The 25,290-nt window shown below is 49.8% G+C and carries 23 protein-coding genes; 12 read left to right on the plus strand and 11 right to left on the minus strand.

Going from position 1 to position 25,290, the window contains the following annotated elements; genetic code table 11:
* Nucleotides 1-15: 15 nt before the first annotated feature.
* From Q366_RS00180 to Q366_RS00190, 3 genes are read left to right on the plus strand one after another with little or no spacing between them, the layout of a single operon-like run.
* On the plus strand, nucleotides 16-1,482 hold the full coding sequence (locus tag Q366_RS00180; protein WP_035235238.1) for a type I restriction-modification system subunit M: 1,467 nt from the start codon (nucleotides 16-18) through the stop codon (nucleotides 1,480-1,482).
* 11 nt (nucleotides 1,483-1,493) lie between these two features.
* On the plus strand, nucleotides 1,494-2,219 hold the full coding sequence (locus Q366_RS00185; protein ID WP_245619830.1) for a PDDEXK nuclease domain-containing protein: 726 nt from the start codon (nucleotides 1,494-1,496) through the stop codon (nucleotides 2,217-2,219).
* Nucleotides 2,209-3,912: a restriction endonuclease subunit S gene (locus Q366_RS00190; protein ID WP_084691636.1), complete on the plus strand. Its 1,704-nt coding sequence runs from the start codon at nucleotides 2,209-2,211 to the stop codon at nucleotides 3,910-3,912. The genes Q366_RS00185 and Q366_RS00190 overlap by 11 nt, the downstream gene beginning before the upstream one ends.
* 245 nt (nucleotides 3,913-4,157) lie before the next feature.
* On the opposite strand, the gene Q366_RS00195 is transcribed toward Q366_RS00190, so the two are convergent.
* Nucleotides 4,158-4,709: a hypothetical protein gene (locus Q366_RS00195; protein WP_035235243.1), complete on the minus strand. Its 552-nt coding sequence runs from the start codon at nucleotides 4,707-4,709 to the stop codon at nucleotides 4,158-4,160.
* 333 nt (nucleotides 4,710-5,042) lie between these two features.
* On the opposite strand from Q366_RS00195, the gene Q366_RS00200 reads away from it, so the two are divergent.
* Nucleotides 5,043-9,275 carry a PEP/pyruvate-binding domain-containing protein gene (locus Q366_RS00200; RefSeq protein WP_035235246.1) on the plus strand — a complete coding sequence of 1,411 codons (4,233 nt, stop codon included), beginning with the start codon at nucleotides 5,043-5,045 and terminating at the stop codon, nucleotides 9,273-9,275.
* Between the two features lie 26 nt (nucleotides 9,276-9,301).
* Nucleotides 9,302-10,555 (plus strand): type I glyceraldehyde-3-phosphate dehydrogenase, encoded by a 1,254-nt coding sequence (locus tag Q366_RS00205; protein ID WP_035235248.1) that lies wholly within the window; start codon nucleotides 9,302-9,304, stop codon nucleotides 10,553-10,555.
* Nucleotides 10,556-10,711: 156 nt separating this feature from the next.
* Here the strand turns inward: Q366_RS00205 and Q366_RS00210 are convergent, their stop codons facing one another.
* The 3 genes from Q366_RS00210 to Q366_RS00220 all read right to left on the minus strand — a co-directional run bounded on the left by Q366_RS00210 (nucleotide 10,712) and on the right by Q366_RS00220 (nucleotide 13,696).
* Nucleotides 10,712-10,903: a YgaP family membrane protein gene (locus tag Q366_RS00210; RefSeq protein WP_035235250.1), complete on the minus strand. Its 192-nt coding sequence runs from the start codon at nucleotides 10,901-10,903 to the stop codon at nucleotides 10,712-10,714.
* Between the two features lie 13 nt (nucleotides 10,904-10,916).
* Entirely contained in the window at nucleotides 10,917-12,437 is a 1,521-nt protein-coding gene (locus Q366_RS00215; protein ID WP_035235253.1) for a sigma-54 interaction domain-containing protein, read from the minus strand.
* Nucleotides 12,438-12,616: 179 nt separating this feature from the next.
* On the minus strand, nucleotides 12,617-13,696 hold the full coding sequence (locus Q366_RS00220; protein WP_035235255.1) for an HDOD domain-containing protein: 1,080 nt from the start codon (nucleotides 13,694-13,696) through the stop codon (nucleotides 12,617-12,619).
* A 106-nt stretch (nucleotides 13,697-13,802) separates the two neighbouring features.
* On the opposite strand from Q366_RS00220, the gene cobU reads away from it, so the two are divergent.
* The 7 genes from cobU to Q366_RS20625 all read left to right on the plus strand — a co-directional run bounded on the left by cobU (nucleotide 13,803) and on the right by Q366_RS20625 (nucleotide 19,333).
* On the plus strand, nucleotides 13,803-14,405 hold the full coding sequence (cobU, locus tag Q366_RS00225) for a bifunctional adenosylcobinamide kinase/adenosylcobinamide-phosphate guanylyltransferase (protein WP_051957722.1): 603 nt from the start codon (nucleotides 13,803-13,805) through the stop codon (nucleotides 14,403-14,405).
* Nucleotides 14,402-15,169 (plus strand): adenosylcobinamide-GDP ribazoletransferase, encoded by a 768-nt coding sequence (locus Q366_RS00230; RefSeq protein ID WP_035235257.1) that lies wholly within the window; start codon nucleotides 14,402-14,404, stop codon nucleotides 15,167-15,169. The genes cobU and Q366_RS00230 overlap by 4 nt, the downstream gene beginning before the upstream one ends.
* A 145-nt stretch (nucleotides 15,170-15,314) precedes the next feature.
* A complete protein-coding gene (locus Q366_RS00235) occupies nucleotides 15,315-15,995 on the plus strand; it encodes a winged helix-turn-helix transcriptional regulator (protein ID WP_211251847.1) in 681 nt (226 codons plus the stop codon).
* Nucleotides 15,996-17,090, plus strand: a complete 1,095-nt coding sequence (locus Q366_RS00240; protein WP_035235259.1) for an aminotransferase class I/II-fold pyridoxal phosphate-dependent enzyme — start codon at nucleotides 15,996-15,998, stop codon at nucleotides 17,088-17,090.
* Nucleotides 17,091-17,092: 2 nt separating this feature from the next.
* Nucleotides 17,093-18,049 carry an adenosylcobinamide-phosphate synthase CbiB gene (cbiB, locus tag Q366_RS00245; protein ID WP_035235261.1) on the plus strand — a complete coding sequence of 319 codons (957 nt, stop codon included), beginning with the start codon at nucleotides 17,093-17,095 and terminating at the stop codon, nucleotides 18,047-18,049.
* 2 nt (nucleotides 18,050-18,051) lie between these two features.
* Complete coding sequence (gene cbiR / locus Q366_RS00250) at nucleotides 18,052-18,858, plus strand: cobamide remodeling phosphodiesterase CbiR (protein WP_035235263.1); 807 nt, start codon at nucleotides 18,052-18,054, stop codon at nucleotides 18,856-18,858.
* 220 nt (nucleotides 18,859-19,078) lie between these two features.
* Nucleotides 19,079-19,333 (plus strand): helix-turn-helix domain-containing protein, encoded by a 255-nt coding sequence (locus Q366_RS20625; RefSeq protein ID WP_281175455.1) that lies wholly within the window; start codon nucleotides 19,079-19,081, stop codon nucleotides 19,331-19,333.
* A gap of 20 nt (nucleotides 19,334-19,353) precedes the next feature.
* On the opposite strand, the gene Q366_RS00255 is transcribed toward Q366_RS20625, so the two are convergent.
* The 7 genes from Q366_RS00255 to Q366_RS00285 are packed head-to-tail and all read right to left on the minus strand — an operon-like array spanning nucleotide 19,354 to nucleotide 25,289.
* On the minus strand, nucleotides 19,354-20,013 hold the full coding sequence (locus Q366_RS00255) for a potassium channel family protein (RefSeq protein WP_035235266.1): 660 nt from the start codon (nucleotides 20,011-20,013) through the stop codon (nucleotides 19,354-19,356).
* 12 nt (nucleotides 20,014-20,025) lie between these two features.
* Nucleotides 20,026-21,387 (minus strand): TrkH family potassium uptake protein, encoded by a 1,362-nt coding sequence (locus Q366_RS00260; protein WP_035235267.1) that lies wholly within the window; start codon nucleotides 21,385-21,387, stop codon nucleotides 20,026-20,028.
* Nucleotides 21,384-21,956, minus strand: coding sequence for a hypothetical protein (locus Q366_RS00265; protein WP_035235269.1), 573 nt, complete (start codon nucleotides 21,954-21,956; stop codon nucleotides 21,384-21,386). Before Q366_RS00265 ends, Q366_RS00260 begins: the two co-directional genes overlap by 4 nt.
* A gap of 12 nt (nucleotides 21,957-21,968) precedes the next feature.
* Nucleotides 21,969-23,480, minus strand: coding sequence for a TrkH family potassium uptake protein (locus Q366_RS00270; RefSeq protein WP_051957723.1), 1,512 nt, complete (start codon nucleotides 23,478-23,480; stop codon nucleotides 21,969-21,971).
* A gap of 15 nt (nucleotides 23,481-23,495) precedes the next feature.
* The gene (locus tag Q366_RS00275) at nucleotides 23,496-24,158 is read right to left on the minus strand and encodes a potassium channel family protein (protein WP_035235271.1); all 663 of its coding nucleotides are present in this window, start codon (nucleotides 24,156-24,158) and stop codon (nucleotides 23,496-23,498) included.
* Nucleotides 24,155-24,595: a potassium channel family protein gene (locus Q366_RS00280; RefSeq protein WP_035235273.1), complete on the minus strand. Its 441-nt coding sequence runs from the start codon at nucleotides 24,593-24,595 to the stop codon at nucleotides 24,155-24,157. The genes Q366_RS00275 and Q366_RS00280 overlap by 4 nt, the downstream gene beginning before the upstream one ends.
* The gene (locus Q366_RS00285; protein WP_035235275.1) at nucleotides 24,585-25,289 is read right to left on the minus strand and encodes a sigma-54-dependent transcriptional regulator; all 705 of its coding nucleotides are present in this window, start codon (nucleotides 25,287-25,289) and stop codon (nucleotides 24,585-24,587) included. Before Q366_RS00285 ends, Q366_RS00280 begins: the two co-directional genes overlap by 11 nt.
* Between the last annotated feature and the right edge of the window lies 1 nt (nucleotide 25,290).

Genomic DNA, 25,290 nt, shown 5'->3' on the forward strand with positions numbered 1-25,290 from the left:
GGAGATACCCCACAGATGTCACTGACAACCCTGGTCAAATCCATCCAGGACATCATGCGCAAGGATGTTGGTGTCGATGGCGACGCCCAGCGCATCAGCCAGATGGTCTGGCTGATTTTCTTAAAAATTTTTGATGATAAGGAGCAGGAGTGGCAGCTCACGGTGCCCAACTACACATCGCCGCTGCCCAGCCGTTTTCGCTGGAGCAACTGGGCCAAAAACCCGGAAGGAATGACCGGTGAGGAGCTGGTTGATTTTGTGAACAATGATCTTTTTCCGGCACTGAAAAATCTGGCAACCAAAGCCGGGGTCACAGACCGTGGCCAAGTGGTGGGGTCGGTATTTGAGGACGCCTACAACTACATGAAGTCCGGCACCCTCCTGCGCCAGGTGATCAACACCATTGAAGAGAACCTGGATTTGAACAAATCCGGCGACCGTCATTTGTTCAACGATATCTATGAAAAAATTCTGTCCGACCTGCAATCCGCCGGAAATGCAGGTGAGTACTACACCCCCCGGGCCGTCACCCAGTTCATGGTCGATATCCTTGATCCCCGGCTCGGTCAAAGCATCCTGGATCCGGCCTGCGGCACCGGCGGGTTTCTCACCTGCGCCATCAAGCATCTGGACAGGCAGGTCAAAACCGCCGACGACCGTATGCGCCTGCAGGCGTCCATCCAGGGCGTTGAGAAGAAACCCCTGCCGTACATGCTGGCCATGACCAACATGATACTGCACGGCATTGATGTGCCCACCAGCATCCGCCACGGCAACACCCTGGCAAGGCAACTGCAAAGCTACACACCAAAAGAGAGGATAGATTTGGTCATCACCAACCCGCCATTCGGCGGCATGGAAGAGGACGGCATTGAGTCCAATTTTCTGAAAAAATACCAGACCCGGGAAACTGCCGATCTTTTTATGGCGCTGATCATGCACCGGCTGAAACATGACACCGGTAAGGCTGCTGTTGTGCTTCCCGACGGTTTTCTTTTTGGTGAAGGGGTTAAAACCACGCTCAAACGTGAACTGCTGGCAGAGTTCAACCTGCATACCATTGTGCGCCTGCCCAAGGGAGTTTTCGCCCCCTATACCAGTATTGCCACCAACATCCTCTTCTTTGAAAAAGGCGGTCCGACCAAAGACGTCTGGTTCTTTGAGCACCCGTATCCGAAAGGCTATAAATCCTACTCCCGTTCAAAGCCGTTGACCATTGCTGAATTCGATCTTGAAAAAGGCTGGTGGGGCGGAGCCGCGCGCCGTGGCCGCAAGACCACCAGGCATGCCTGGAAAGTCCCGGCCAGGGAGTTCGCCAAGCGCAACTACAACCTCGACTGCAAGAATCCATACGAGATCAAAGTCAACCACCGTGATCCCAAAGAATTGATGGCCGAATATCAAGACATCGTGAAGCAACTTGAAGCGGCTCAGCAGGCCTTGAAAACCGAGTTGATGGCTTGTCTTGGGGGCAAGCCATGAGCAGGAAGATATTGATAAATCCCGATTACCGCGACTGGCTGAAGGAGATCAAGCAACGGTTACGGAAGGCCCAGGTCAAAGCCGCGGTGCAAGTGAATACGGCCCTGTTGACCTTCTATTGGGGACTGGGCGCGGATATTGTGAAACGTCAGAAAACGGCCAAGTGGGGCAGTGGATTTTTGAAACAATTCAGCGCGGATCTGATGGCGGAATTCCCGGATATGAAGGGGTTTTCTTTTTCCAATATCAAATACATCCGCCAATGGAATTTGTTTTATTCGGTAGGGGCTAAAAATTGTGCAGCAGGCTGTTGCACAATTGGCCAACAGCCTGTTGGACAATTGGTTCGGATCCCGTGGAGCCGCAATGTCCTGACTCACCAAATTGAGAGTGGCTTATACCTGCGCGAAGGAAAGGCGGTCACCAATTTTGCGAAGACGCTCCCCGCTCCCCAGTCCTATCTGGCGCAGCAGTTGATCAAAGATTCCTATAATTTTTATTTGAAAGCGGTGGATGAACAGTTGAGTGGTGAACGTGACGAGCCCAGCATCGGTATTCTGCTCTGCAAATCCCGGGACAAGGTGGTGGTGGAATATGCCTTGAGTGATATCCATAAACCCATGGGTGTTTCACAATATAAGCTCACCCGGGCACTGCCGGATAATTTAAAACCGAGCCTGTCCTCCATTGAGGAACTGGAAGCGGCATTCGGTAACCCGGAGGGCGATGATGAATAAAGAAACCGCCAACCTGATTGAACAGCACTTCGATACCGCCTTTGCCGCGCCTGACGGCGGCGCTAAATTACGGGAGTTGATTCTGACCCTTGCCATGCAGGGCAGGCTGGTGGAACAGTATCCCAATGATTCGCCTGCTTCGGAACTGCTGAAAGAGATCGAAACTGCAAAGCAGCGGCTGGTGAAGGCAGGTAAAATCAAGAAACCCAAAGCCCTGCCACCCATCAAGACGGAGGAAGTGCCTTATAAACTGCCGCAGGGGTGGAAATGGGTAAGGTTGGGAACAGTTGCGGAAGTCAACGGTGGCTTTGCATTTAAAAGTTCAAAATATTCAAATGACGGCGTCAGAGTTATTCGGATATCAGACTTCGACGAAAGCGGCTTCAAAAACGATAAGATTGTTCGATATCCATACTCTGACAACCTCAGTATTTTCAGTCTTGAAGCAAACAATCTTCTAATGGCTATGACCGGCGGCACTGTTGGCAAGAGTTTGTTAGTCAAGTCACTTCCAGAGCAGATGGTTGTTAATCAACGTGTTGCCACGATCAAAATGGCAACGGGAGTTGTCCCTGAATTTATAAATGGGTTGATCCAGACAGATCTAATACAGGCAGTCATTCAAAAAGCCAAAAATTCCACTAACGATAATATCTCGATGGGCGACATAACAGGCTTCTTTGTTCCTCTTCCTCCACTCCCAGAACAACACCGCATTGTCGCCCGCATCGACCAGTTGATGGCCCGTTGCGATGCGCTGGAAAAGCTGCGCAAGGAGCGGGAAGAAAAGCGGTTGGCTGTCCACGCCGCCGCCATCAGAGAGCTGCTCAATGCTTCGGATGACTCAGCCTGGCATTTTATCGGTCAACACTTCGGACAACTCTACACCGTCAAGGAAAACGTCGCTGAACTGCGCAAGGCCATCCTCCAGCTCGCTGTCATGGGCCGCCTCGTTCCCCAGGACCCCAATGACCCGCCTGCCAGCGAACTGCTTAAAGAGATCCAAGCCGAAAAGCAGCGATTGATCAAAGAAAAGAAAATCAAAAAGCCCAAGCCGGTACCTTCAATTTCTCAAGCCGATGAGCCATTTCCAATTCCTGATAATTGGCTGTGGGTGAGAATTATCGAACTTGCGGAATCCATAGATTACGGAACGTCACAAAAAACTTGTGATGATTCTTCGCTTATTCCAGTTTATCGAATGGGCAACATCATCAATGGACAGTTGATCGACGAAGGATTCAAATATATTGCGCCAGATACCGACGAACTGCCCCGCCTCTTTCTTCAGCCAAACGATATTCTTTTTAACCGTACGAATAGTTATGAACTGGTTGGAAAATCAGCACGCTACACAGGCCCTGTCGAGCATGCGACATTCGCGTCCTATTTGATAAGAGTCAGGTTGTTTGATGCGCTACTGACCCCGGTGTTCATAAGCCAGGCGATGAACGCACCTTATTTCAGATCAACTCAGATTGAACCTGAAATTGTACAGCAGTGTGGACAGGCGAATTTTAATGGTACAAAGCTTTCCCTTTGTTTTGTTCCTCTTCCCCCATTGTCAGAGCAACATCGAATCGTTGCCCGCATTGACCAGTTGATGGCCCTGTGCGACGCGCTGGAACAGCAGATTGACGCCGCCAGCGGCAAGCAAGCTGCTCTTCTCAACGCCGTGATGGCCCAGGTATAGGGAACTGCTATCAATTACCATCTGAATAGGTGTTTTCAAACAGTGAGCAAGGGGAAAATTCAGCTATTCGAAATTTTCGAATAACTACCGCTGACCCCATTTATCTGACAGCTCCCTGTGTTTTGACGAATCGTTGCCCAGAGGCAAGGCGCAGAAAAATCTGCAACCGGAACATACTAAAGTATGTGAGAATTGCAAATTTTTCTGCAACGCCGCAGGTGGGTGACTATTCGTTCAAACACCCGCTATTTGAAACTGCGCTCAAACAGATCCTGCATAGCAATGGCAGCATCTTTGGTGAGATTCCGGGTGCCTGTTCCTGCAAAGGTTTTATGGTGAATCATGGGGGTGGCCATCTGCCAGTCATTATTCACCCAGGAAAACCAGGCTTTCCTGTCCTGCTCATAAACATATATTGGACGGTTGAACAGTTTGCCCAGCTCCACACCCCATCCGGTGCCGCCCTTAACGGTTTTGTCCGGCAGGATCCACCCCACGGTAAAAATCTGGTATCCATTATTGACCATATGAAAAATGGACTGGATAACTTTTCTGATTCTATTGCCTTTTGAAAAGGATCTGCCCAGGCGGGTCGAGACAATATCCATCGAGATATTCCCCTTTTCAAGCTCCTCCTGGTTCAGCAGCCGCATGCCTGAATCCCTGTCAAGAATATTGCCTTCAAAGGAAAAATTAACTTCTTTGACGCCGTATTTTTCTGCAAGTTTTCCAAATTCGGCTTCAGCGCCTCTGTGCCCGCCACTGTAGAGTGTAAATTGAGACGGATCATTATTCATGGTTGTTACTCCTCACATTAAATGTTCACCAAATTAAAAAACCCAGGTTAGATTTTATTTTTTAATTGAATGCTGTTTCGATAAATCAAGATGGTATCTTATAAAAATCCGGTAAGATAAGCAAGCTGGAACCTGCGTCAAGGCAGGGATTAAAAAAATATGAACAGGTGGTTCTCCTTATTTCCGTAGATTAAGTAGATGAATTGGACGGCAGACACAAATGGAAACTAACCTAAAACCTAGGTTACAAACCCGTGCGGCCATGATAAACTGAAGCGTTTTAATTTTAAAAAAACTTTTTCCACCATTTAAAAAGAATAAGAGGTCATTTCTGTGAAATCAAAAGCCCTTGAAGTCAATCTTTCAGATACCCGGGCAGACGTCACCATTGATGAACGGTATCTTCTGCTTCTTGACTTTTTTAAAGGATATGTAGGCATTGTCAACCGCCTGGAAACTTTCTTAAAGGAATTATCCCATCCATACCGGAACTGGGCCTTCATTGTCAGCGAGTCCCGGCATTTTTCCCTTCACTATTTTCATTTGTATACCAGCGAGCCCAATGGACCAAAGGTTCTTGATCTGCTCTGCGATATTTTCAGCTCGGCATTTGAATCTGTATCTGATTCTGAAATCAAATCCAATGCCGCAGACAATCTCATGCAGATTCTGCATTATATCGCCAAATCCGGGACACAAGGACTTCATGTGTTCAACCACACAATGATCCATGAAGTTGAACGGATTGTCGCCCTTCAGGACACTGATTTTTTCTTTTTTGTCTGCTCTTATTACCAGCCCGACATCATGGTCAAGCTGATGACAAAAAAAGATGCATTCCCGGACGACCCCAATTTACGAATTGCCTTAAATAAATTTTTAATTCGCTTTTTTGACGTCTCTTTTGCATTCTGGCTCTGCCAGGACGATCCCCTGGCCTGGATGAAAAACAATATCGATGAGTGGCGGGGCGGGCCGGATATCCTCACGCTTTTAAACCAGGTGTCCCGGGAGCGGATTCAAAAACAGCAACAGGCCCTGGCGCAGATAAAAGCCCTGGCACCCGATGACATGACAGCCTTATCCGCCTTAATGGAGCTGACTGGACACAGGGACCACGTCAAACGGTTCAGGGACATCCCCCGGCAGATCATTTCCCTGGCCCCGGAAAAGACCTATGGAAAATATGTTAAACTGACATTTCTCTTTTATATTATTCATGCACCGGGGCTTTCCATCATACACAGGGAAGCGTTGGGCGATATTCACCGCACCCTGATCACCCTGATCGGAGAACGAAAGGATTATAAAAAGGACATGGTCATTGTTGACCAGACCTTTGCCCTGCTTAAAGAGCACAAAGGACGGTATCCGGGAACCGTTCTGGAATGCATTCATAAAATCGGGGATGCCGTATACAATACCGACGAAATCGAGCTGATCAACCATTTCATTGACCGGGCCGTGGACCATGGGTTTCAGTTCCCGGATATCTCGGGAACCGGAGAAGACTGGCAGATCAAATGCAATGTGGCCCATGTGAAAAATATCCGGGTATTTCTGACCCTGGTGGCCAGGCACCCGAAAAAATCCAAACGCCTGCTGTCCGCCTTGATCACCTCCCTGGCCGTGGGCGGCGTGTTTATCCGGGATACGGACCTGTTTCCCCGGGACATTACCACATTCTTAAATGCCGACATCGCACCGGTGTATAATCTGGTCAAACAACTGGCCCGGCTGCTTCCCACTTTTTTCAATGAAATCGGCGCAGAAGGGGAGCTTCGGGATATCTCCACCCGTTTGGATGAATCGGTTTTCCGCAGGGACCGGCTGGTTCATTTCCTGCGCAAACAATGCCATGTGGAAAGCTCATCGAGGATCGTGGACTTTATCCGGGAAGTGATGATGTTCTGGAAAACCCTGGATAAAACACCGCTTAAGCCCTATCTGCCGCCGTCCATTTATAATGATATCCCAACCTGCGGGAAATACATTGACGGTCCCCATGCCGTTTTCCGCACCCTGGCCCGGAACAAGCTGGAAACCCCGGCTGATTTTTTTGCCGTCCCAAAAGCCGACATTGAGGCCATCATTGACAAGACAGAAGACGTAACAGACCTGGACAGGGAACGGGTAAAACTGATGATCCGGTTCCACGCTCTGCTCAATGAAAAATACGGCATTGAAAACCTGGACCTTGCAAGCTATGTCAACACCCATATTTCCCAGGGCCTGCCTGATCCCAGGAATATCCTCCATGCCCTGGGTGAAACGGATCTGGAAAGCCGGATCGGCGGACTTCTGGCCTATATGGCGGAGCTGAAAAACATTATCCTGTCCAAGGAAAAATTTGTTGTAAACGAATCCATTTACCACAAGCGTCACATTGCCGTTGACATCCCGTCCATGTACGGGTCATACAGCGAGGCCAAATTTGATGCCCTGGGCATGACGTTAAGACTTGAAAGCATTATCAATGTCTTGTTTGAGGATCTGATCAACAGCATTGATTTGCGATTGATCACCAAACCCACCTTTGTGAAGATCTTTTCCGTTCTTAATCTTTTCCGCCAGGCCCTGGCCCTGGACGGCATTGTATCTAACAAGCTGGATACCCAGCTGGTCTTCTTAAAATACGCCATCAACATCACCACCTGCTCCTTTACCCAGTACCTGGATATTTTCAAGGGGTTTACCCGGGCCGTTGCCGATGCGGTAAACGACCATTTCAACAACCTGCACTCCCGGAACCTGATCAACCTGGACAACCGCATCGGCCGGGAAAATATACTTGAAAAATATCTGCCCGAAGGATTTGGTACGGCAGCCAATATCCCCAACACCCCGGCAGCCGTAAAAATGGCCAAAAAACTGGACCAGCGGGTGGCTGATATTTTTTTCCGGGACCGGATTGCCACATCCCTTGGGCTCCAGCAGCTGGATGTATTTTTAAACCGGATTTTAAACACCCTGTTCCGCCAGTCCGAACGGCTGACCCAGGATGAACTGTCAGCCCTTCTCAACTACGACCCGAAGGCAGCGGTCTGCCCCATTGATGCCGGGGAGCTGTTCAGCAAAAATATCATTTACCTGGGCAACAAGGGGCTGAACCTGATCGAACTTAAGCGCCTGGGGATTAAGGTGCCGGACGGGTTCATCATCACCACCGAGGTGTTCAAATGTCTGGACCTCATTGACAACTACATTCCGGCATCGGTGAATTTCCAGCAGTTGGTGGCCCATATGCTTGCCCAGCTTGAAAAGGCTGAGGGTAAAAAATTCGGGGATCCGGAAAACCCGTTGCTGCTGTCCGTTCGCTCGGGCTCGTCCATTTCCCAGCCCGGAATGCTGGATTCATTTTTAAACGTAGGCATTAATGAACAAATCGCCGAAAATCTTGCGGAAAAATCGGGAAACCCCTGGTTTGCATGGGATTCATACCGCAGATTTATCCAGGCCTATGGCATGGTGTACGGCATCCAGAGAGACCGGTTTGATGCCATCATCCGAAGCCACAAGGAAAAGGCCGGTATCCGCTTCAAACGGTATTTTACAGGAGACCAGATGCACGAGGTGGCCCTGGCGTATAAGCAGCTTTTGCTGGACCAGGGCATAGAAATAGTGGAAGCCCCCATGGACCAGTTATTTTTGTCCATTAAAAAGGTGTTTTCATCCTGGAACTCCAAACGGGCCAAAAATTACCGGAAAATCATGGGGATTTCCGATGACTGGGGCACGGCTGCGACGGTTCAGTCCATGGTATTCGGCAACCGGTCCAGGGAATCCGGGTCCGGGGTGGTGTTCACCCACAGCCCCAAACTGCCCGGAGACGCCATCCGGCTCTGGGGGGATTTTACCATTGGCAACCAGGGGGAAGATGTGGTATCCGGTCTGGTGAAAACCTTGCCCATATCCGAATTACAACGGGAGATGGAAGGCCGGGGCGTCAAGATCAGCCTGGAGGGGCAGTTTCCCAGTGTTTATGAAAAATTGAAAACCATTGTTCAGAAATTGATTTACGAGGAAGGGTGGAATCCCCAGGAAATGGAATTTACCTTTCAGGGACAACAGGTTGAAGATGTGTTTATTCTCCAGGCCAGGGACCTGTCTTTACGGGACAGAAAAAAAGTCAAGCGGTTTGAGGCTGCACCGGACAGGCTTGAAAAAATCCGGTTAGGCCAGGGCATCGGCGTGTCCGGCGGTGCCATGAGCGGCAGAATCGTATTCTCCCTGGAAGAGATTGACGGCTTCAGGCGGCAGGATCCGGACACCAGCCTGATTTTGCTTCGCAATGACACCGTGCCCGATGATATCCTGGAAATTGATGCGGCAGACGGCATTTTAACAGCCAGGGGAGGACTGACGTCCCATGCCGCCGTGGTGGCATACAATCTTGAGAAAACCTGTGTGGTGGGGTGTAAAAATCTGGTCTGCAACGAAGAGGCAGGCTTTTGTGAACTTAATGGTGTGAAAATGAATACAGGGGATTTCATCAGTCTGGACGGCCATAAAGGCATTGTCTACCAGGGACAGATGAAAATCAGCAACCAGTTAACCTTAATCTAATAAATCGAATAAAAGGCAAAGGAAATATGAGCACAGACGCATCAAAGATCCTGGGCATTAACGGACTTGGAAGAATTGGAAAGCTGACGTTATGGCACCATGCCGGCAGAAAATTTTTTGATGAAATCGTCATCAATGTGGGCAGAGAAGTCGGTACCTGCATGGATGATCTTATCCATTATATTGAACGCGATTCCACCTACGGCCGCCTGGAGGCGTTTTTACACGGTTTCAGGGGAGAATCTGTGATTACGGATGTTGATCCCGGTTCCGGCACCCTGATGGTGAATGGGGTGAAAATAAAAATACTTTTCACAGACCGCAACCCCAAAGATATCGCATGGGCGGATAATCATGTGGAACTGGTGGTGGATACCACGGGCCAGTTTCTTGACCCCAATCTCGAATCAGACGCGCCAAAGGGCTCCATCCGGGGACACCTGGAGGCCGGTGCCAGGAAAGTGATTGCCTCGGCACCTTTTAAACTGAAACAAGGGGCCATGATGCCCGATGATGCCGTGACCACGGTCATGGGCATAAACGATAAAGACTATGATCCTGTCCGCCACTGTCTGATTTCCAATGCCTCCTGTACCACGACCTGTCTTTCCCATATGGTTAAGCCGTTGCTGGATGCCTTTGGCCTGGATCGTGTGCTGTCCGCATCCATGGCCACGGTTCATGCGGCCACGGGCTCACAGGAGGTGCTGGACCGGCTGCCCAAAACCGGGAAAACAGATCTGAGAAAAAACCGGTCCATTATGAATAACATTATTCTGACCACCACGGGTGCGGCCAAGGCGTTGCAACAGGTTATCCCGGAAATGGCCAGTATCGGTTTCATTGCCGAGTCCGTGCGTATCCCCACCGCCAGCGGATCTTTGATTATTCTGGTCATCAACCTGCAGGAAGAACTGGGCAAGCCGCCGGTCAGAAGGGACCTGATCAACCAGATCTATAAGGACAGGGCCCAAAAACAGTCGGACGACGGGTATCTGATCTTCACGGACAAACAGAATGTCTCCTCGGATATCATTGGTACCCCCAGGGCCGCAGCGGTCATCGAGGGTCATGAAACCCATACCCGCACGGCTTCAATCTCCATCAACCTGGGACATATGCAGGGCATTGACAAGGATATACTGGAAAATATCAAGGACCGTGTCGGTTCCATCCAGGTCACCCAGGCGGTCATTTACGGATGGTACGACAATGAAATGGCGTCTTATGTGAACATGCTGGGGGACAGAACCGTAACCATTGCCGAGTCCATGGAATAAAGGGGCTTGGCAATAAAGGGATTTGGATTGGCTTAGCTTTATTTTTTTCCGCGGCCCTTAAGCATTGAGATTTTATTTTACCACGAAGAACACGAAGTTCACGAAGATATTAGAGAGCTAAACTTCGTGTTCTTCGTGGTTTTAATCTGTGACGTTTCAGCGGGGCACCTTGAAAACCTTTTCCAGAATATTTTCCATGGGGCAAACTCCGGTAAATGCGGACTGGACAAGATTTATCCCCACAAAGGCTGTAAACAGAAGCCAATAGGGCGAAATCAGCCAGGCCAGAATCAGGGTGATCAGAATAACACTGCCGGCAATGGCGCGGATATAATGTTCCATTTTCATGATAATTTCTCCTTTACCGATAATCTTTATAATTGATATTGTACCGACCAGCTTTATAGGAAAATTTTCTTACTGTGATGTTGATCAGTTTGGCAGCCTTGTTGATATTTCCCCGGGAATTTTTCAGGGCATCCATTAGAATTTCCTTTTCAAGGCTTGCCACGGCATCTTCAAGGGACAAGGGAAGGGTCTTGGACTTGGTACCGGTCTGAAGGGTTGCCGGCAGATGGTAGGAGTGAATGGCCCCTTCGTTGCACAGAATGACAGCCCGTTCAAGGCAGTTTTCAAGCTCCCGGACATTGCCCGGCCAATGGTATTCCATCATCATGTCAATGGCCGGTGTGGTGATGCGTTTAACCTCCTTGCCATGCTCTTTTTTGTATTTTTCCAGAAAATGATCAGCCAGAAGAATAATGTCTGTTTTGCGCATGCGGAGGCTGGGAATGTAAATGGGAAATACATTGAGCCGGAAATAGAGGTCATCCCTGAATTTGCCCTGCTGGACCATCTCTTCCAGGTTGGAGTTGGTCGCGGCCACGATCCTGACATCTACTTTAATGGGCTTGTATCCGCCCACCCGTTCAAATTCCTTTTCCTGGAGCACCCGTAAAAGCTTTACCTGGGCACTTAAGTCCATGTTGCCGATTTCGTCCAGAAAAATGGTGCCTGTATTGGCTATTTCAAATTTACCTTTTTTGGTAAAGGAGGCCCCGGTAAAGGCGCCTTTCTCGTGGCCGAACAGCTCGCTTTCAATAAGATTCTCGGGAATGGCCGCGCAGTTGATCTTGATAAAGGGATTCTGGTTGCGTTCTGAGTTGTAATGAATGGAATTGGCCACCAGCTCCTTGCCCGTGCCGCTTTCTCCGCGGATCAATACCGTTGCCGAAGAGGAGGATACCTGGGAGATCATCTGGAGCACTTCACGCATTTTGTTGGAATTACCAATGATATTGGAAAAACTGTATTTATTTTCCAGCTCTGATTTCAGCCGCAGGTTCTCGGTTTTCAGCTGCTCTTTTTCCACTCGGACGGTTTCAATGTTGATGACGTGATGGGCAACCATGGTTGCCACCACGGTGAGCAGCTTTTCACCATTTTCAAGGGAGCGTTTGCCTTCATAGGGACGGTCTGCACTGATGGCACCCACCACCCGGTTCTCTTTTTTTATGGGCACGCAGATAAAGGAGTAGTCCTGGCCCTGGGCAAGATTCCTGGAATGGGTTTTATCAAGAAACAAAGGCTCTTCACTGATTCTTGGCACCACGGCAGGTTTACCGTTCTGGATCACTTTACCGATGATGCCTTCCCCGGGCAGGTATTTGATCTGCCGGGTTGTGTCTTCGGAAATGCCGTGGGCTATTTCAATGCGGATTTCTCCGGTTTCGGTATTTGTTAGAAATATGATTCCCCTTACAAGATTCAGTGATTCAGATAAGACACTTAAAACCTTAAACAGGGATTTTTTCATGTCCATGTGCTGGTTTAATGCTTGGCTGATCTCGTATAATAGAGAAGTTTCTTCAATGGACTTCATAAAGGGAGTTTCCACATCAGTAGTTTTGCATTTATTTCCGTCGTAATTATTATTTGCAGAAAGCTGCTGTCCCTGCCGTAATTAAAATTGCTTAATGGAAATACAGTTTTATAGCATAAAAATCAAATTAAAAAATACAATTTTGAATTTTTTAATGCGGCTTTGAATCCTGATCGTTTTCAGCTTTTCATAAACGATTCCACAGTGAAACGGCACCTGTTAAGGTCCATTTCCAGCTTTTTAGAAAAAATTGATTTAAGGTCAATATCATACATCTCGAAATATTCTTCGCGGATGGGGTATATCTGTTTTCCCTTGCCGTGATAACCGTAGGCCTTGCAGATAAGGTCTGCCAGACAGAGGATAAAACTGGGCAGACGATAATCCATGGGAATTTTATCGGGGAGAAAGAACTGGGGATGATGATGGTAATAGACTGCATTAACAATGGTATCCGACAGGTTGCACTCTTGTGCGACATAACTGCTTAAAATCGCATGGTTGAACCCATATGCCTCATCCTCTTCAATACAGGAAGATATCTGACCTGCTGTCGGTCTTTTTTTTTTAAGCAACGGCAGATAATTCTTGCCGACATCATGCAAAAGTCCGATTGTGCCCAGTTCCTGTTCATAGCGATGAAAAACGTTTTGCCCAAGATAGGCAGCGCAGGTTGAAACCAAGGCTGAGTGCAGCCACAGATCATTGTACTTTTTTAATTGGGCTTCATCCTGGGCGTTGGGCAAAAATTTTTTTAAATCATAGGCCATGACCATTTTCTTAAACTCATGATAGCCCATCACCAGAATGGCTGTGCCCACGCAATTCACCTTTGACGGCAGATTGAAACGCGCCGAGTTGACGGTTTTTAAAACATGTGAAGAAAAAACCGGGGCTGTGGCCACCACCGCAGCTATCTGCTCGGCTTTGGTACCAGGGGTCTCAAGAAGTTTCAGGGGCTTAAAGGCTGCAGATGTTACCGGCGTCATTGTTTTGACCTTTTGGCGAAGTGTGTGCGACAGTCCGGGTGCCAGATTTTTCCCATCTATAAGAGAGATGCTGTTATCCAAACAGGTGTATTCAAATTCAGGACCTTCATAATCGTCCGAAGGTCGAGTCCCGGGTTTTGAATCAGTGGACGAGGCTGTCCCGGGGAAGGGATCAATTTCATCTTCCCCCTGGGAGCCGCTTTTTCTATTAATAATAAAAGCGATTATAAGCAGGAACAGGGCACCGACTATACTTAAGATCGTAATCATGATATTCCTTTTTGTGTTAAGAGAATAAAAACGCAAAGCCATCCTGAAGGATTAAAGAAGATAATTAAGGTTAAGCAAAAATATTAATTTTTTCAACTAAATACTTATGACCGACATAAAGAATATGCTTGTGCTTGGCGGCTGCAGGAGCGGTAAAAGCCGTTTTGCCAAGCAGGCCGCAGATAATCTGGCCATGGACAATAAAATCTATCTGGCCACCTCTGTGCCCTTGGACAGGGAAATGAAAGAGCGGGTTAAACGCCACCAGGATGACCGCGGACCGGACTGGGAAACAATTGAAGAACCGGTACTCATCCATGAAATCATTGACCGGACCTGTACCCAGGCAACGGTGATTCTGGTGGACTGCCTGACCCTCTGGACTTCCAACCTTTTGTTCCAGGGAAAGGATGAGGCCGGTATCATGGCGGCGGTGGACCTGCTTGCGGGCGCTTTAGACCGGTCTGCCTGCCCTGTTATCCTGGTTTCCAATGAAGTGGGGTATGGGATTGTTCCTGAAAACAGCCTTGCGCGGCGGTTCAGGGACATGGCAGGGCTTGTTAACCAGCGGGTGGCCCGGTCCGTTGACAAGGTTGTTGTGAGCATGGCCGGTATCCCAATCCAAATAAAACCTGGCCAAATAAAATCCGACCGGATCGTTTCCGGGTCCGGCATTGGCCAGGATTTTGGAAACGGAGAATTTAAATGACCCGGTCGGAGAATCCTGGATTTTTTGCAGACTTACGGGCCTGTATGGCCTTTATTACCATTCTGCCCACGGGAAAGAACCCGGTATATTCTCCCTTGGGCATGATCCGCTTTTTTCCTGTGGTGGGGCTGATCATCGGTGCCCTTCTGGTCATCACCGATTTTTTTGCATCCATGGTCTGGGCAGCCCCTGCCGCAGCCCTTGTTGATCTCATTTTTCTGGTGGCCGTGACCGGTGCTTTCCACCTGGACGGCCTTGGCGATACCGCAGACGGGATCTTCAGCCACCGGGGCCGGGAGCGGGCCCTGGAAATCATGAAAGACTCCAGAACCGGCATGATGGGCCTGGTTGCCGTTGTACTGGGACTGGCTGCAAAACTTGCCGGGATCTGGTCGGTGAAAACCCAGTGTTCTCCGGTTCAGGCCATGGTCATATTTTTCCTGGTGCCCGCTTTTTCCAGGTCCGCCATGATCTTTGGCATAAAATACCTCAATTACGGCAGAAAAGGCAAAGGCACGGGCAAGGATTTGTTCGACCGGCCCCTTAATTTAAACGATTTTTACCTGTGCCTGATCCCCCTGGGGTTTTCGCTGTTTCTGGGCTATAAAGGCCTGATATTAATTTCAGGATTTGCTTTTGGGTGTGTTGCCATTTTAAAATTTTACAAACAGAAAATGAACTGCATCACAGGGGACATGCTTGGTGCCATGGCTGAAGTGATGGAAGCCTGGCTGTTCATGGTTGCCGGTATGAATATTGTCTAATAATCGGCGACGGTCAGGGGGCTACGCCCAAAACGGCCGAAATTCTTTAATTGTGGCCAGCGGCTCGGAAAAGCCCTATCACTTGCGTAAATACGGCATGTCGGAAAAGGGGTGTTTTATTCGCATTGGCAGTGCCAGTGAACCCATGCCGACCCGCATGATTGAGGATCTGTTTTCCCAACGCACACGAAACTCCATTTCGCGCATTCGGTCAATTCGGCAGGATTTGAGCTTTGAACAGCTTAAAATTTATTATCAGGAAGCGGGGCTGACCCTCAACGATAAATTTGCCGCCAATTTGGAGCTGCTGACTGAAGATAGTGTCTACAATTATACTGCTTATTTGCTGGCTGATCAGAACGGAAATTCCGTGCAGGTGGCAAAGTATGCCGGAACCGATCGGGTGGATCTTCTGGAGAGCAAAGATTACGGATTTTGTTGTCTGGTGAAAACGTGCAAGATGATTTTGGATCGGCTGGAAGCGGTTGAGAATCGAGTGATCAACCAGATTACACCCAAAGAGCGGATCGACCGTCCATACTGGGATACCGTTGCACTCCGTGAGGCGGTAATCAATGCGATTATTCACAACGACTATGCCACTGAGCTTGTTCCTAAATTTGAAATTTTCACGGATCGGTTGGAGATCACCTCTGCCGCCATAAAGGATAATCCAACTGTGAGCTACCGGGCAATTGGCAAAATGCTCTCCATCAATCAATCTGCGCTGGAAAAACACATGAATGCTCTGAAAAAGAAGGGAGTTCTAAAACGCATCGGAGGAACCCGCGGACACTGGGAAATTATCATAGAAAAAGGAGAATAAATGATTCAAGGACATGGCGGAAATAAGCAGCATCTTGCAGACCGTATGGGATGCAGGCTTGAAGATATCATTGATATGAGTTCCAACCTCAATCCCCTGGGGCCGCCTGAACGTATCCACACATTTATCCGGGAAAATATCCATTTGATCCATGCCCTTCCCGAACCTGATGCCGCCGGCATGTCAAGGGGATTTGCAGCCTATCACGGCATTGATTCCGGCTGTGTGATTGCCGGCAATGGCACCACCTTTTTCATTTATAGCCTGCCCCTGGCCCTGGGGGCAAAAAAGGCACTGATCCTGGGACCTGCCTACGCCGACTATGAAGATGCCTGTGCAACCCATCATGTCAAGACCTGTCACTGTCTGACCCTTGCCGAAAACAATTTTGTTCCGGATCTGGATCAGTTATCCGCCGGTGCCGGGCAGGCAGACCTGGTGTTTATCTGCAACCCCAACAATCCCACAGGCGCCCTGATTGCCAAACAGGATCTGGAGACCTTGATCCGGCGCCACACAGACACCTGTTTTGTGGTAGATGAATCTTATCTGCCCTTTGTGCCGGATGCAGAAGGATTTTCCCTTGTAACGCAAACGCACCTGCCCAACCTTGTGGTGCTCTCCTCCATGTCCAAAATTTTCAGGATTCCGGGGCTTCGCACAGGTTTTTTAAGCGGGGCCAAAGCCTTGATCCAAAAAGTCATGGCCCATTACCAGCCCTGGAGCGTCAACGCCCTGGCCCAGGCAGTGATCAAGGACATTTACAACCATCCTGAAGACATTTTGCCTTTTTACCGGCAGACCCGGGAATTTATTGTTAAAGCCCGCCGGACTTTTGTCCATGCCCTGGCTGAAACAGACGGAATACTGCTTTTTGATACACCGGTCTGTTTTGTGCTGGCCCGGCTGGACTGGATCCCGGCGCCCCAGCTGTGCCGCCGGGTGGGAGATGACAGATTCCTGATCCGGGACTGTTCCAATTTTAAAGGGCTGTCCCGCCGGTTTGTCCGGTTTTCCCTGAAAACAAATGAAATCAACCTGGCCCTGGCCCAAAGCATCAAAACAGCCCTGGCCCTGGCCCGGGAACAGGGTTAACCATGCTTTTTGATGTGACCTGGCAAATTTTAGCTGCCGCCTTTATCCTGGATCTCCTGGCCGGAGATCCGGGATGGCTGCCCCATCCCATTATCTGGATGGGCCGGGCCATTTCGTTTTTTGAGCCTGTATTCAGAAAACGGATTGAAAATCAATTACGGGCAGGTCTTTTCTTTGCCCTTTGCCTGATTGCCACAGCCTTTGGCCTGACCTGGGCCGTTGTTTTCACAGCCGCCCTGATTCATCCGGTTGGGGCTGCCATTGTTCAGGTTGTACTGATTTTTTACAGTTTTTCCACCAAAAGCCTGTACAGGGCCGCCATGGATGTATTTGAGCCCCTGGCCCTGGGCGATCTGGCCCAGGCCAGAATCAAGGTGGGATATATTGTGGGTCGCCGGACCAAAGATCTGGATAAGGCAGGCGTCACCCGGGCCGCCTGTGAAACCGTGGCGGAAAATTTCGTGGACGGATTTTTATCCCCCTTGTGTTTTGCCCTGGTACTCGGGGCACCCGGTGCCATGATGTACAAGATGATCAATACCCTGGATTCCATGGTGGGGTATAAAAGCGACACCTATATTCTGTTCGGCAGGGCTGCGGCCCGCATTGACGATGTGGCCAACTATATTCCGGCCCGGCTCTCCATCCTAATGATTACACCGGCAGCAGCAGCGTTTTCCCTTTCCCGGGGCAGGCGGGCGTTTTTCACAGCACTGACCCAGGGCCGCAATCACAAAAGCCCTAATGCAGGGTTTCCCGAGGCAGCCTTTGCAGGCGCTCTTGGTGTGCGATTCGGCGGCCCCAACATCTACCATGGCAAGCTTGTGGACAAACCCTATATCGGCGATACGTTCAATGATCCCATACCTGCCCACATTGGGAAGGCCTGTGAATTAATGATGCTGTCGGCGTTTGTTTCCGTGGTATTGGGCTGTGTGTTGGCCTGGGGTTTTGTTTGAGTATGATCAAAAGACCTTTCAGACTGGGCACGACATCCTTTATCTATCCGGATCATATCATCCCCAATGTCAAAAAAATCGGCGCCTTTTTTGACGAAATTGAACTTCTGGTGTTTGAAAGTAAACCCGAAGAGGTGCTCCCGTCCAAAGCAGATGTAACGGAACTGACCCACCTGGCCCGGGACCTGGATCTGACCTATAATGTCCACCTTCCCACGGATATCCGCTTATGTGCACCGGATTGTCAGGTGCGCCAGGATGCCGCTGATATCTTGAAACGTGTAATTGAGCGCTTTTCCCCTGGGCCTGTCACAAGTTTCACGCTTCATCTGGAGATGGATAAGCCCATGCCGTCAAAAGACGACACTAGGGCCTGGCAAAAAAATGCACGACAGGGGCTTGAATTGCTGGTTCCGGCCCTGGAAGACCCGGCAAAGATTGGCGTGGAAACCCTGTGGTACCCCCCGGATCTTTTAAAAAATATCGTCACTGACTTGGGTCTGTCCGTTTGCGCCGACCTTGGTCACCATATCAAATACGGGCATGACATACCCCGCACCTTTGAACTGTTCGGCCCAAAAATCCGCCTGATTCACCTCCACGGCGTAAACACCCGCCTTGAACTGCCCGGTAAATACCCAGAAGACCACATCGACCTTGACAAAACAGCACCAGACGATTTTAAAAAAATCATGGACCCGTTGAAACACTACACGGGAACCGTCTGTCTGGAAGTATTTAAACTTGCGGATCTGCAAGGGTCTCTGGCTGCACTGGCCAAAATTTTTAACGGCATCCCCTGTATATAAATCCGTAGTTATTTAATGCCTGAACGAAAACCCTGTGTTTGGACGAAAAGTTGCCCAGATGCAAGGTGCTAAAAAAAATTGGGGCTTGATCATAACGTCGGCCACCTTGTGATGTAATTTTAGCAATTGAAAATAAATGTTGTCATTACAGATAGTTGCGATGAACAGGATTCTATCTCCCATATAGTGGCCCATTTTATGATCAACCCCAATTTTTCATATTTTTGGTGCTCTGGCTGAATTTGAGAGGAACTTGATTCAGGAAAGAACCCAGGCAGGCTTGGCCGCAGCCAGGGCGAGAGGTAAAAAAGGAGGGAGACCAAAGGCACTCGATTCAAAAAAAAGAGTAATGCTCAAAAGGCTTTACGATGAAAGAGATTTATCTATTCAAGAAATCTGTGATCTCATGAAAATATCAAAGACAACATTATATTCATATCTGAGGGAACAAGACGCATCAATCCCTGATAAATAAACAATGACTTTATGAGAATGTCATCCTTTTAGTGCTTTAATACGTTTGATATCCTCGGATTTCCCCAGCATCATGAGCATATCGCTGCCTTTGATCACAAATTCAGGGGGGGGCACTAAAATAAAATTTTCAGGCACCAATTCTTTAATGGCGATAATATGAACATTAAATTTTGCCCGAAGGTTGATCTCTTTTAAAGTTTTTCCGATAAATTCTGCCGGCGACTCTATGTGTACAAGATCAAACCCTTCAGAAAGAGGAATAAAATCCATAATATTCGGTCGGGATAAACTCTGGGAAATCCGCAACGCCACATCCCTTTCCGGATGAATGATTTTAGTGGCACCCACTTTTTTAAGTATTTTGGCGTGATCATCATCCAAGGCTTTTGCCAGGATCTGCCTGACCCCCATCTCGTGCAGATGGAGGCATATCAGGATACTGACGCTGATCTTGGTGCCGGTGGATAGAATCACGCCGTCCATGGTTTCCAGGCCAAGGGCTTTTAATTTTTCCTTGTCCGTGGCCTCCAGGAGGATCGCTTCGGTGCAATGCGCATCCACTGCCTGCACCCGGTTTTTATCCATATCCACGGCAATGACTTCATTACCGTCCTCGTATAAGGCTTTGGCCGCATAAAATCCAAAATTCCCTAACCCTATCACTGTAAATCGTTTCATTGTATCTCCTGTTTATCCGATCATCATGTTCTCTTCGGCCCGTTCAAAACCGTTTGTTGGATTGGTTCCGATAATGATGTACGAGAAGGTTAAAATTCCAACTCTGCCAATAATCATGGTTATAACAATCCAGGATTTCCCCCATACACTTAAATCCGCTGTGACCCCGAGAGAGAGCCCGACAGTCCCAAAGGCAGATACCACTTCGAAGAGATAAGACAGGAATGCGCCACGGACGGTTTGCTCTGTGATAGCCCCTTCTGAAAGAATCATGAACAAGACCATGCCGATGACTCCAACCGAGACCAGGATCAGGGTTGTGCAGCGGCGAACGGTTTCATCCGGAATGCTTTTTTTAAACAGATTCACCCGCCGCATCCGCTTGATCCGGGTGATGGTAGTAGCGGTCAGCAATGCCAGGGTGGTTGTTTTCACGCCGCCCCCGCAGGACCCTGGTGAGGCCCCGAAGAACATCAGAACCAGCATCATGGTGATGGTTGCCTCGTTAAGCGCAGAAATATCAACGGTATTGAACCCCGCCGTCCGGCAGGTAATGGATTGAAACAGGGCAACCAGGAATTGGTATGCCGGGGCTTTGCCTTCCAGAGCCCCGTGTCGTTCAAGCACGAATAACCAAACCGTACCACCAAAAATCAGAATGGCCGTGGTCAACAATACGGTCTTGGTCTGCACAGAAAATCGAAACCGTTTTTTCTTTCTGAGCTTTATCCAGTTTTTAAATTCATATAGTACCGAAAAGCCGATGCCGCCGGTCACAATAAGCATACAGACGGTAAAATTTAGAAGGTAACTGCCTGCGAAGGTTGAAAGGCTGTCCGGGAACAGGGAAAAACCGGCATTACAAAAGGCGGATATGGCATGGAAGACAGCGGTATAGACGGCTTCATTAACCGGCAGGGTCCGGCTCCAGTAAATCGTTAAAAAAACGGCACCGGCAGTTTCGATGCAAAAAGTCATATAGATAATGTTTTTGACGATTTTGAAAATATCATCGTGAGGCGTGTGCAAAAACATATCCTGTACCGCCATCCGCTGGTGATAGAAGGTTTTCCTGCCGATCATCCAGAAGAGGAGCACGGAGAGCGTCATGACCCCCAGCCCCCCGATCTGGATGAGAGCGAGAATAATGATTTGGCCGAAAAGGGTGAACCGGGTTCCGGTATCCACCACAACCAGTCCGGTAACACAGACTGCCGAGGTCGAGGTAAATAAGGCGTCTATGATCTGTAACGGCCCTTCTTTTGAAGAAACCGGTAGGCGCAATAAAAGTGTGCCGATCAGAATGAGAGCCAGAAAGCTGATCAGAACCAGTGCAGCCGGATGCAGTTTTAACAGCTTGCGTCGCACAGTCATGATACCACCTTGGGGTTCATGTAATATTCACAGTGATGGTGATTCATGGTATGGCATATTTCATGAAGCCGGTAGCCCCCTAAAAACATCCTGTTTCGATAAGCGCCGCAGACCGGGAACTCGTATTGATCCCCGCTTGGCAGGTACTTAAGAAAAGGGCAAAGTTTTTCCAAAACGCTTTGTGCCGGCATAAGGGAATGAGATTTCCATAATTGACAAATATTTTTCCCGATACTGTCCGATTCAATACCGGTATGAATATTGACAAAATCCACGCCGGTCTGTGTCAGTCCTAAAATGAGTTTTTGGTGGAGTCTTTCCAAGAAAACCGCCACCTTTACCTTTGTTGTCAACGGATGTTCCTTAAGGATCTTGCAAAATTCAATCACCTCTTTGTGCCCCTGGATGTCCCTGGTGTTAAAAAAGATGACAATCAGATCCGGATGGTTTGATGTCGCCTGGCTCAAGCAGCTTAAGGGGCTGACGGATATGTCACAGAAGTCCCGGATTTGAGGCCTCTGATCCGGAAGCAGCCAGCAGATCAATATTTTTTTTGAGTTTGATGACATTTTTCCAATTTCCTAGTTGGTATGGCTGTGCCGTTGAACAAAGCCATGGACCACCGGGCCTGTCACGCGCATATCCCGGCTGATTTTGAGAAGGCTTACGATGATCACAATGAATTCAAGCCGGCCAAAAAACATGGCCAGGATTTCCGCCCACAAGGCACCGTCGGGCATGGCCGCGGAAGTTATCCCTATGGAAAGCCCGACGGTGCCCAGGGCAGAGGCGAATTCGAAAAGGGAATCTCTCAGGGTGTAGCCATAGGCACAGAGCACCATAACACCCAACCCATAGGTGGTCATGTAAAGGAAGACAAACATCGTCACCTGCCGCAGCCCGGTGTCATTCATAAAAACACGCTGGTTTCCTTCCCATACCGGGAGTTCCGCCACAGCGGTCTTTGGAATGAGGTGGTGCTTGATATCCCAAACCAGCATCTTAAACAGAAGATAGATACGGAACTGCTTGATTCCCCCGGCCGTGGAACATGTGCCCCCGCCAATCAGCATCAGAGCGGTCATGAGGGCCACGCCAAAGGCATTCCAGTTGCCGTATCCGACCGTTGAAAACCCCGTGGTTGTAAGCGCCGACACAGTTTCAAACACAGCAACCCGCACCGCCTTGCCCATGTGAGGATAGAGGGCCTGACAGGTCCAGATGAAGGCGGCTGTGGCAGCCAGCGGTATCAAGACGGCCTGGAGGCGGATTTCACCGTTTTTAAACACCACGCCTAATTTCCCCCGCCACAGGAACCAGGCGGTCACAAAGCTCAGGTTGCCCAGCACCATGAGGGACAGGGTGACTGCTTCGACACGGAGGGTGTTCCAGTATCCGATGCTTTCCACTCTTGTTGAAAATCCGCCTGTGGACACGGCGGCAAAGGCGTGGTTCGCTGCATCGAAAGGAGACATCCCTGCCGCCCAGTAGGCCAGAGACCCTGCCCCGGCATAGGCGGAATAAATGATCAAAACAAGGCGGGCTGACTGCCTGACATGGGGCACCAGCTGGTCGCCTCGTCCCTCGGCCCTGGAAATGCCGACTCCGGAGGGGCCGACAATGGCCGACATCATGATAATGGCCAGGCCTGCACCGCCCGCCAATTGGATAATGCTGCGCCAGAGCAGTACCATCGGGCCTGCGGCCGTGACATCCACAACCGACAGTCCCGTGGTCGTCCAGCCGCTCATGGACTCGAAAATCGCCCGGGAAAACGGCAGCCCCAGAACAGAGGCAAAGGGCCAGGCAGAGAAAAGGATGACCGTCATCCAGCCCACGATAACGATAATGCCCCCCTCCTGTACCGACAAGGTTGTGTTGGCCTCTGACCGGAACAGCCGCCACAGGATTCCTCCCAGAATGATAAGGCCTCCTGCGGGAAGACAGAACCACAGAACATGGGCCGATTCTTCGGGGTTGGATACCAGGATAAGAAGCGGCGTCAGCATCAGCCCTCCGGACAGAAGGAGAATCATGCCGATTGAAGAAAACATGGCAGCATAGCGTTTTTTCAGATATTCTTTTTCCCGCATAAGGCCTCCTCTCTACTACCTTTCCTCTCCGGTCAGCACCTTTAAGGCTGGACCGTGGTTCTCCGGCAGGGTGATCAGCACGATGCGGTCTCCTGCCAAAAGGTCGTTTTCTCCCCCGGGGACCATGGGGCGATTATCCCGTATAACAACCGCGATCAGGGCGTTTTCAGGAAGATCGATATCCTTGAGCTGCTTGCCTGCCACAGGGGAGCCTGCCTCCAGAACAATTTCCGTCACATTGACCCGGCCTTCACCCACGGGCAGCAGGTTGAGAATCTGTTCCATGGATGCCCGCTGTTCAATCAGGCTGCCGACGATCCGGGTGGTTGAGAAGGCGGAAACGCCAAGCCTTTCAAATGTCTCGGCATTATCCGGATCATTGGCCAGGGCAATCGCTTTGGGCACGCCGAATTTAAGGGTGGCCAGCTGGCAGATCACCAGGTTGTCCTGATCATTGGGAGTGACCGCCAGTACTGCGTCCGCACCCATTGCACCGGCCTCTTTGAGAATTTCCGGGTCACTGCCGTCTCCGCACAGGACCGTGGCCGTGAGTTGACGGCTCAACAGCACACATTCGCCCTTATCCCGGTTGATTATGGTGACCCGGTATCCTTTGGCGGTAAAATTACGGCAAAGAAAAAACAGGGGTTTGCCCCCTCCGACGATAATGATCTTCACGACACCCCTCCGTCTTGATGCGTTCCGCCGTTGGCCACAGCCTCCAGAAACATGTCTGCGGCCACCGACGTGGGGCAGATGGTGTCAATCCCCAGCTGGGCGTATACCTCCTCCCGTCTGGGATCAAAAACCCGGGCCAGGACATGGGGGACGCGGAAGATCTTTTGGGCGACCTGGGCCACCATGAGGTTGACATTGTCTTCATGGGTCGTGGCAATGAGCACATCGGCATTTTTCAGTTTGGCCGCCTTGAGTACCGCCATGTGAGTGGCGTCGCCGTTAATCCGGAACCCGCTGAAATCCGGGGACAAATCGTCCAGCGCAATTTCGACCCGGTCAATCACCACCACCGAATTCCCGTCCCGGCTGAGGCGATTCGCAAGAAGGGACCCCAGCCGCCCGCAGCCCACCACCACAATATATCTGCTATTTTTCATTAGCTTCCCCTGCCTCCTCTTTTCCGTCCGGACCCAGGTCTATCTTTCCTAACTTGTGCCAGGAGGTCGTTCTATCAAGGTTTGCCCAGGCCGATTTGAACGTCGGATCCATATCCAACGCCGCCCGGTAAAACTTCTGGGCCTCTAATCCGTCCCCCTTGATTTCTATCAGTACCCCGAGCAGATTGTATGCTTCGGGATGGGCTGGGTCTGCTGCGATAGCTTTTCTGGCCGTTTCACGGGCAGCGGAAAATTTCCGATCCGAAATGCAGCGCTTTGTGAGTTCAATGAGGGACGAGTAGTCAACCGCGCTTTCCGCTTCCAATGCCTCGCGCGCCATGATCCGGATTGCCAGCTCTCGAATTTCCGCAGGACTGAAGGGTTTCTGGATAAAATCGACCGCACCCAGCTTCATGGCCTCCACAGCCGACTCGACCGTTCCATGAGCGGTAATAATGATCACCCGGGTTTCGGGCCATTCCTCCTTGATTCTGCGCAACACCGCCATCCCGTCCATTCCCGGCATTTTCAGGTCCAGGAACACCAGGGTAGCCTGCGTGTCTTCCAGCTTTTGAAGCGCCTCTTCGCCGTTCACCGCTGTCCGGAGGGGAATTCCCAGCGGTTCCAGGGACTGGTCCATGGTCAGACGTATATTTTTTTCATCGTCAATGATCAGTATGGATTTTGTTTTCATT

Source organism: Desulfobacter vibrioformis DSM 8776 (assembly GCF_000745975.1).
Lineage (GTDB): Bacteria > Desulfobacterota > Desulfobacteria > Desulfobacterales > Desulfobacteraceae > Desulfobacter > Desulfobacter vibrioformis.

Bases quoted from the DNA above. Each gene is read 5' to 3' on its own strand.
- Q366_RS00215 (WP_035235253.1), bottom strand. From the start codon at position 12,437: ATGAAGTCCATTGAAGAAACTTCTCTATTATACGAGATCAGCCAAGCA.
- Q366_RS00190 (WP_084691636.1), top strand. From the start codon at position 2,209: ATGATGAATAAAGAAACCGCCAACCTGATTGAACAGCACTTCGATACC.
- Q366_RS00280 (WP_035235273.1), bottom strand. From the start codon at position 24,595: ATGAAAAATAGCAGATATATTGTGGTGGTGGGCTGCGGGCGGCTGGGG.
- Q366_RS00195 (WP_035235243.1), bottom strand. From the start codon at position 4,709: ATGAATAATGATCCGTCTCAATTTACACTCTACAGTGGCGGGCACAGA.
- cbiR (WP_035235263.1), top strand. From the start codon at position 18,052: ATGATCAAAAGACCTTTCAGACTGGGCACGACATCCTTTATCTATCCG.
- Q366_RS00230 (WP_035235257.1), top strand. From the start codon at position 14,402: ATGACCCGGTCGGAGAATCCTGGATTTTTTGCAGACTTACGGGCCTGT.
- cbiB (WP_035235261.1), top strand. From the start codon at position 17,093: ATGCTTTTTGATGTGACCTGGCAAATTTTAGCTGCCGCCTTTATCCTG.
- Q366_RS00255 (WP_035235266.1), bottom strand. From the start codon at position 20,013: ATGAAACGATTTACAGTGATAGGGTTAGGGAATTTTGGATTTTATGCG.
- Q366_RS00265 (WP_035235269.1), bottom strand. From the start codon at position 21,956: ATGTCATCAAACTCAAAAAAAATATTGATCTGCTGGCTGCTTCCGGAT.
- Q366_RS00270 (WP_051957723.1), bottom strand. From the start codon at position 23,480: ATGCGGGAAAAAGAATATCTGAAAAAACGCTATGCTGCCATGTTTTCT.
- Q366_RS00260 (WP_035235267.1), bottom strand. From the start codon at position 21,387: ATGACTGTGCGACGCAAGCTGTTAAAACTGCATCCGGCTGCACTGGTT.
- Q366_RS00180 (WP_035235238.1), top strand. From the start codon at position 16: ATGTCACTGACAACCCTGGTCAAATCCATCCAGGACATCATGCGCAAG.
- Q366_RS00210 (WP_035235250.1), bottom strand. From the start codon at position 10,903: ATGAAAATGGAACATTATATCCGCGCCATTGCCGGCAGTGTTATTCTG.
- Q366_RS00205 (WP_035235248.1), top strand. From the start codon at position 9,302: ATGAGCACAGACGCATCAAAGATCCTGGGCATTAACGGACTTGGAAGA.
- cobU (WP_051957722.1), top strand. From the start codon at position 13,803: ATGACCGACATAAAGAATATGCTTGTGCTTGGCGGCTGCAGGAGCGGT.
- Q366_RS00240 (WP_035235259.1), top strand. From the start codon at position 15,996: ATGATTCAAGGACATGGCGGAAATAAGCAGCATCTTGCAGACCGTATG.
- Q366_RS00285 (WP_035235275.1), bottom strand. From the start codon at position 25,289: ATGAAAACAAAATCCATACTGATCATTGACGATGAAAAAAATATACGT.
- Q366_RS00235 (WP_211251847.1), top strand. From the start codon at position 15,315: ATGCCGACCCGCATGATTGAGGATCTGTTTTCCCAACGCACACGAAAC.
- Q366_RS00220 (WP_035235255.1), bottom strand. From the start codon at position 13,696: ATGATTACGATCTTAAGTATAGTCGGTGCCCTGTTCCTGCTTATAATC.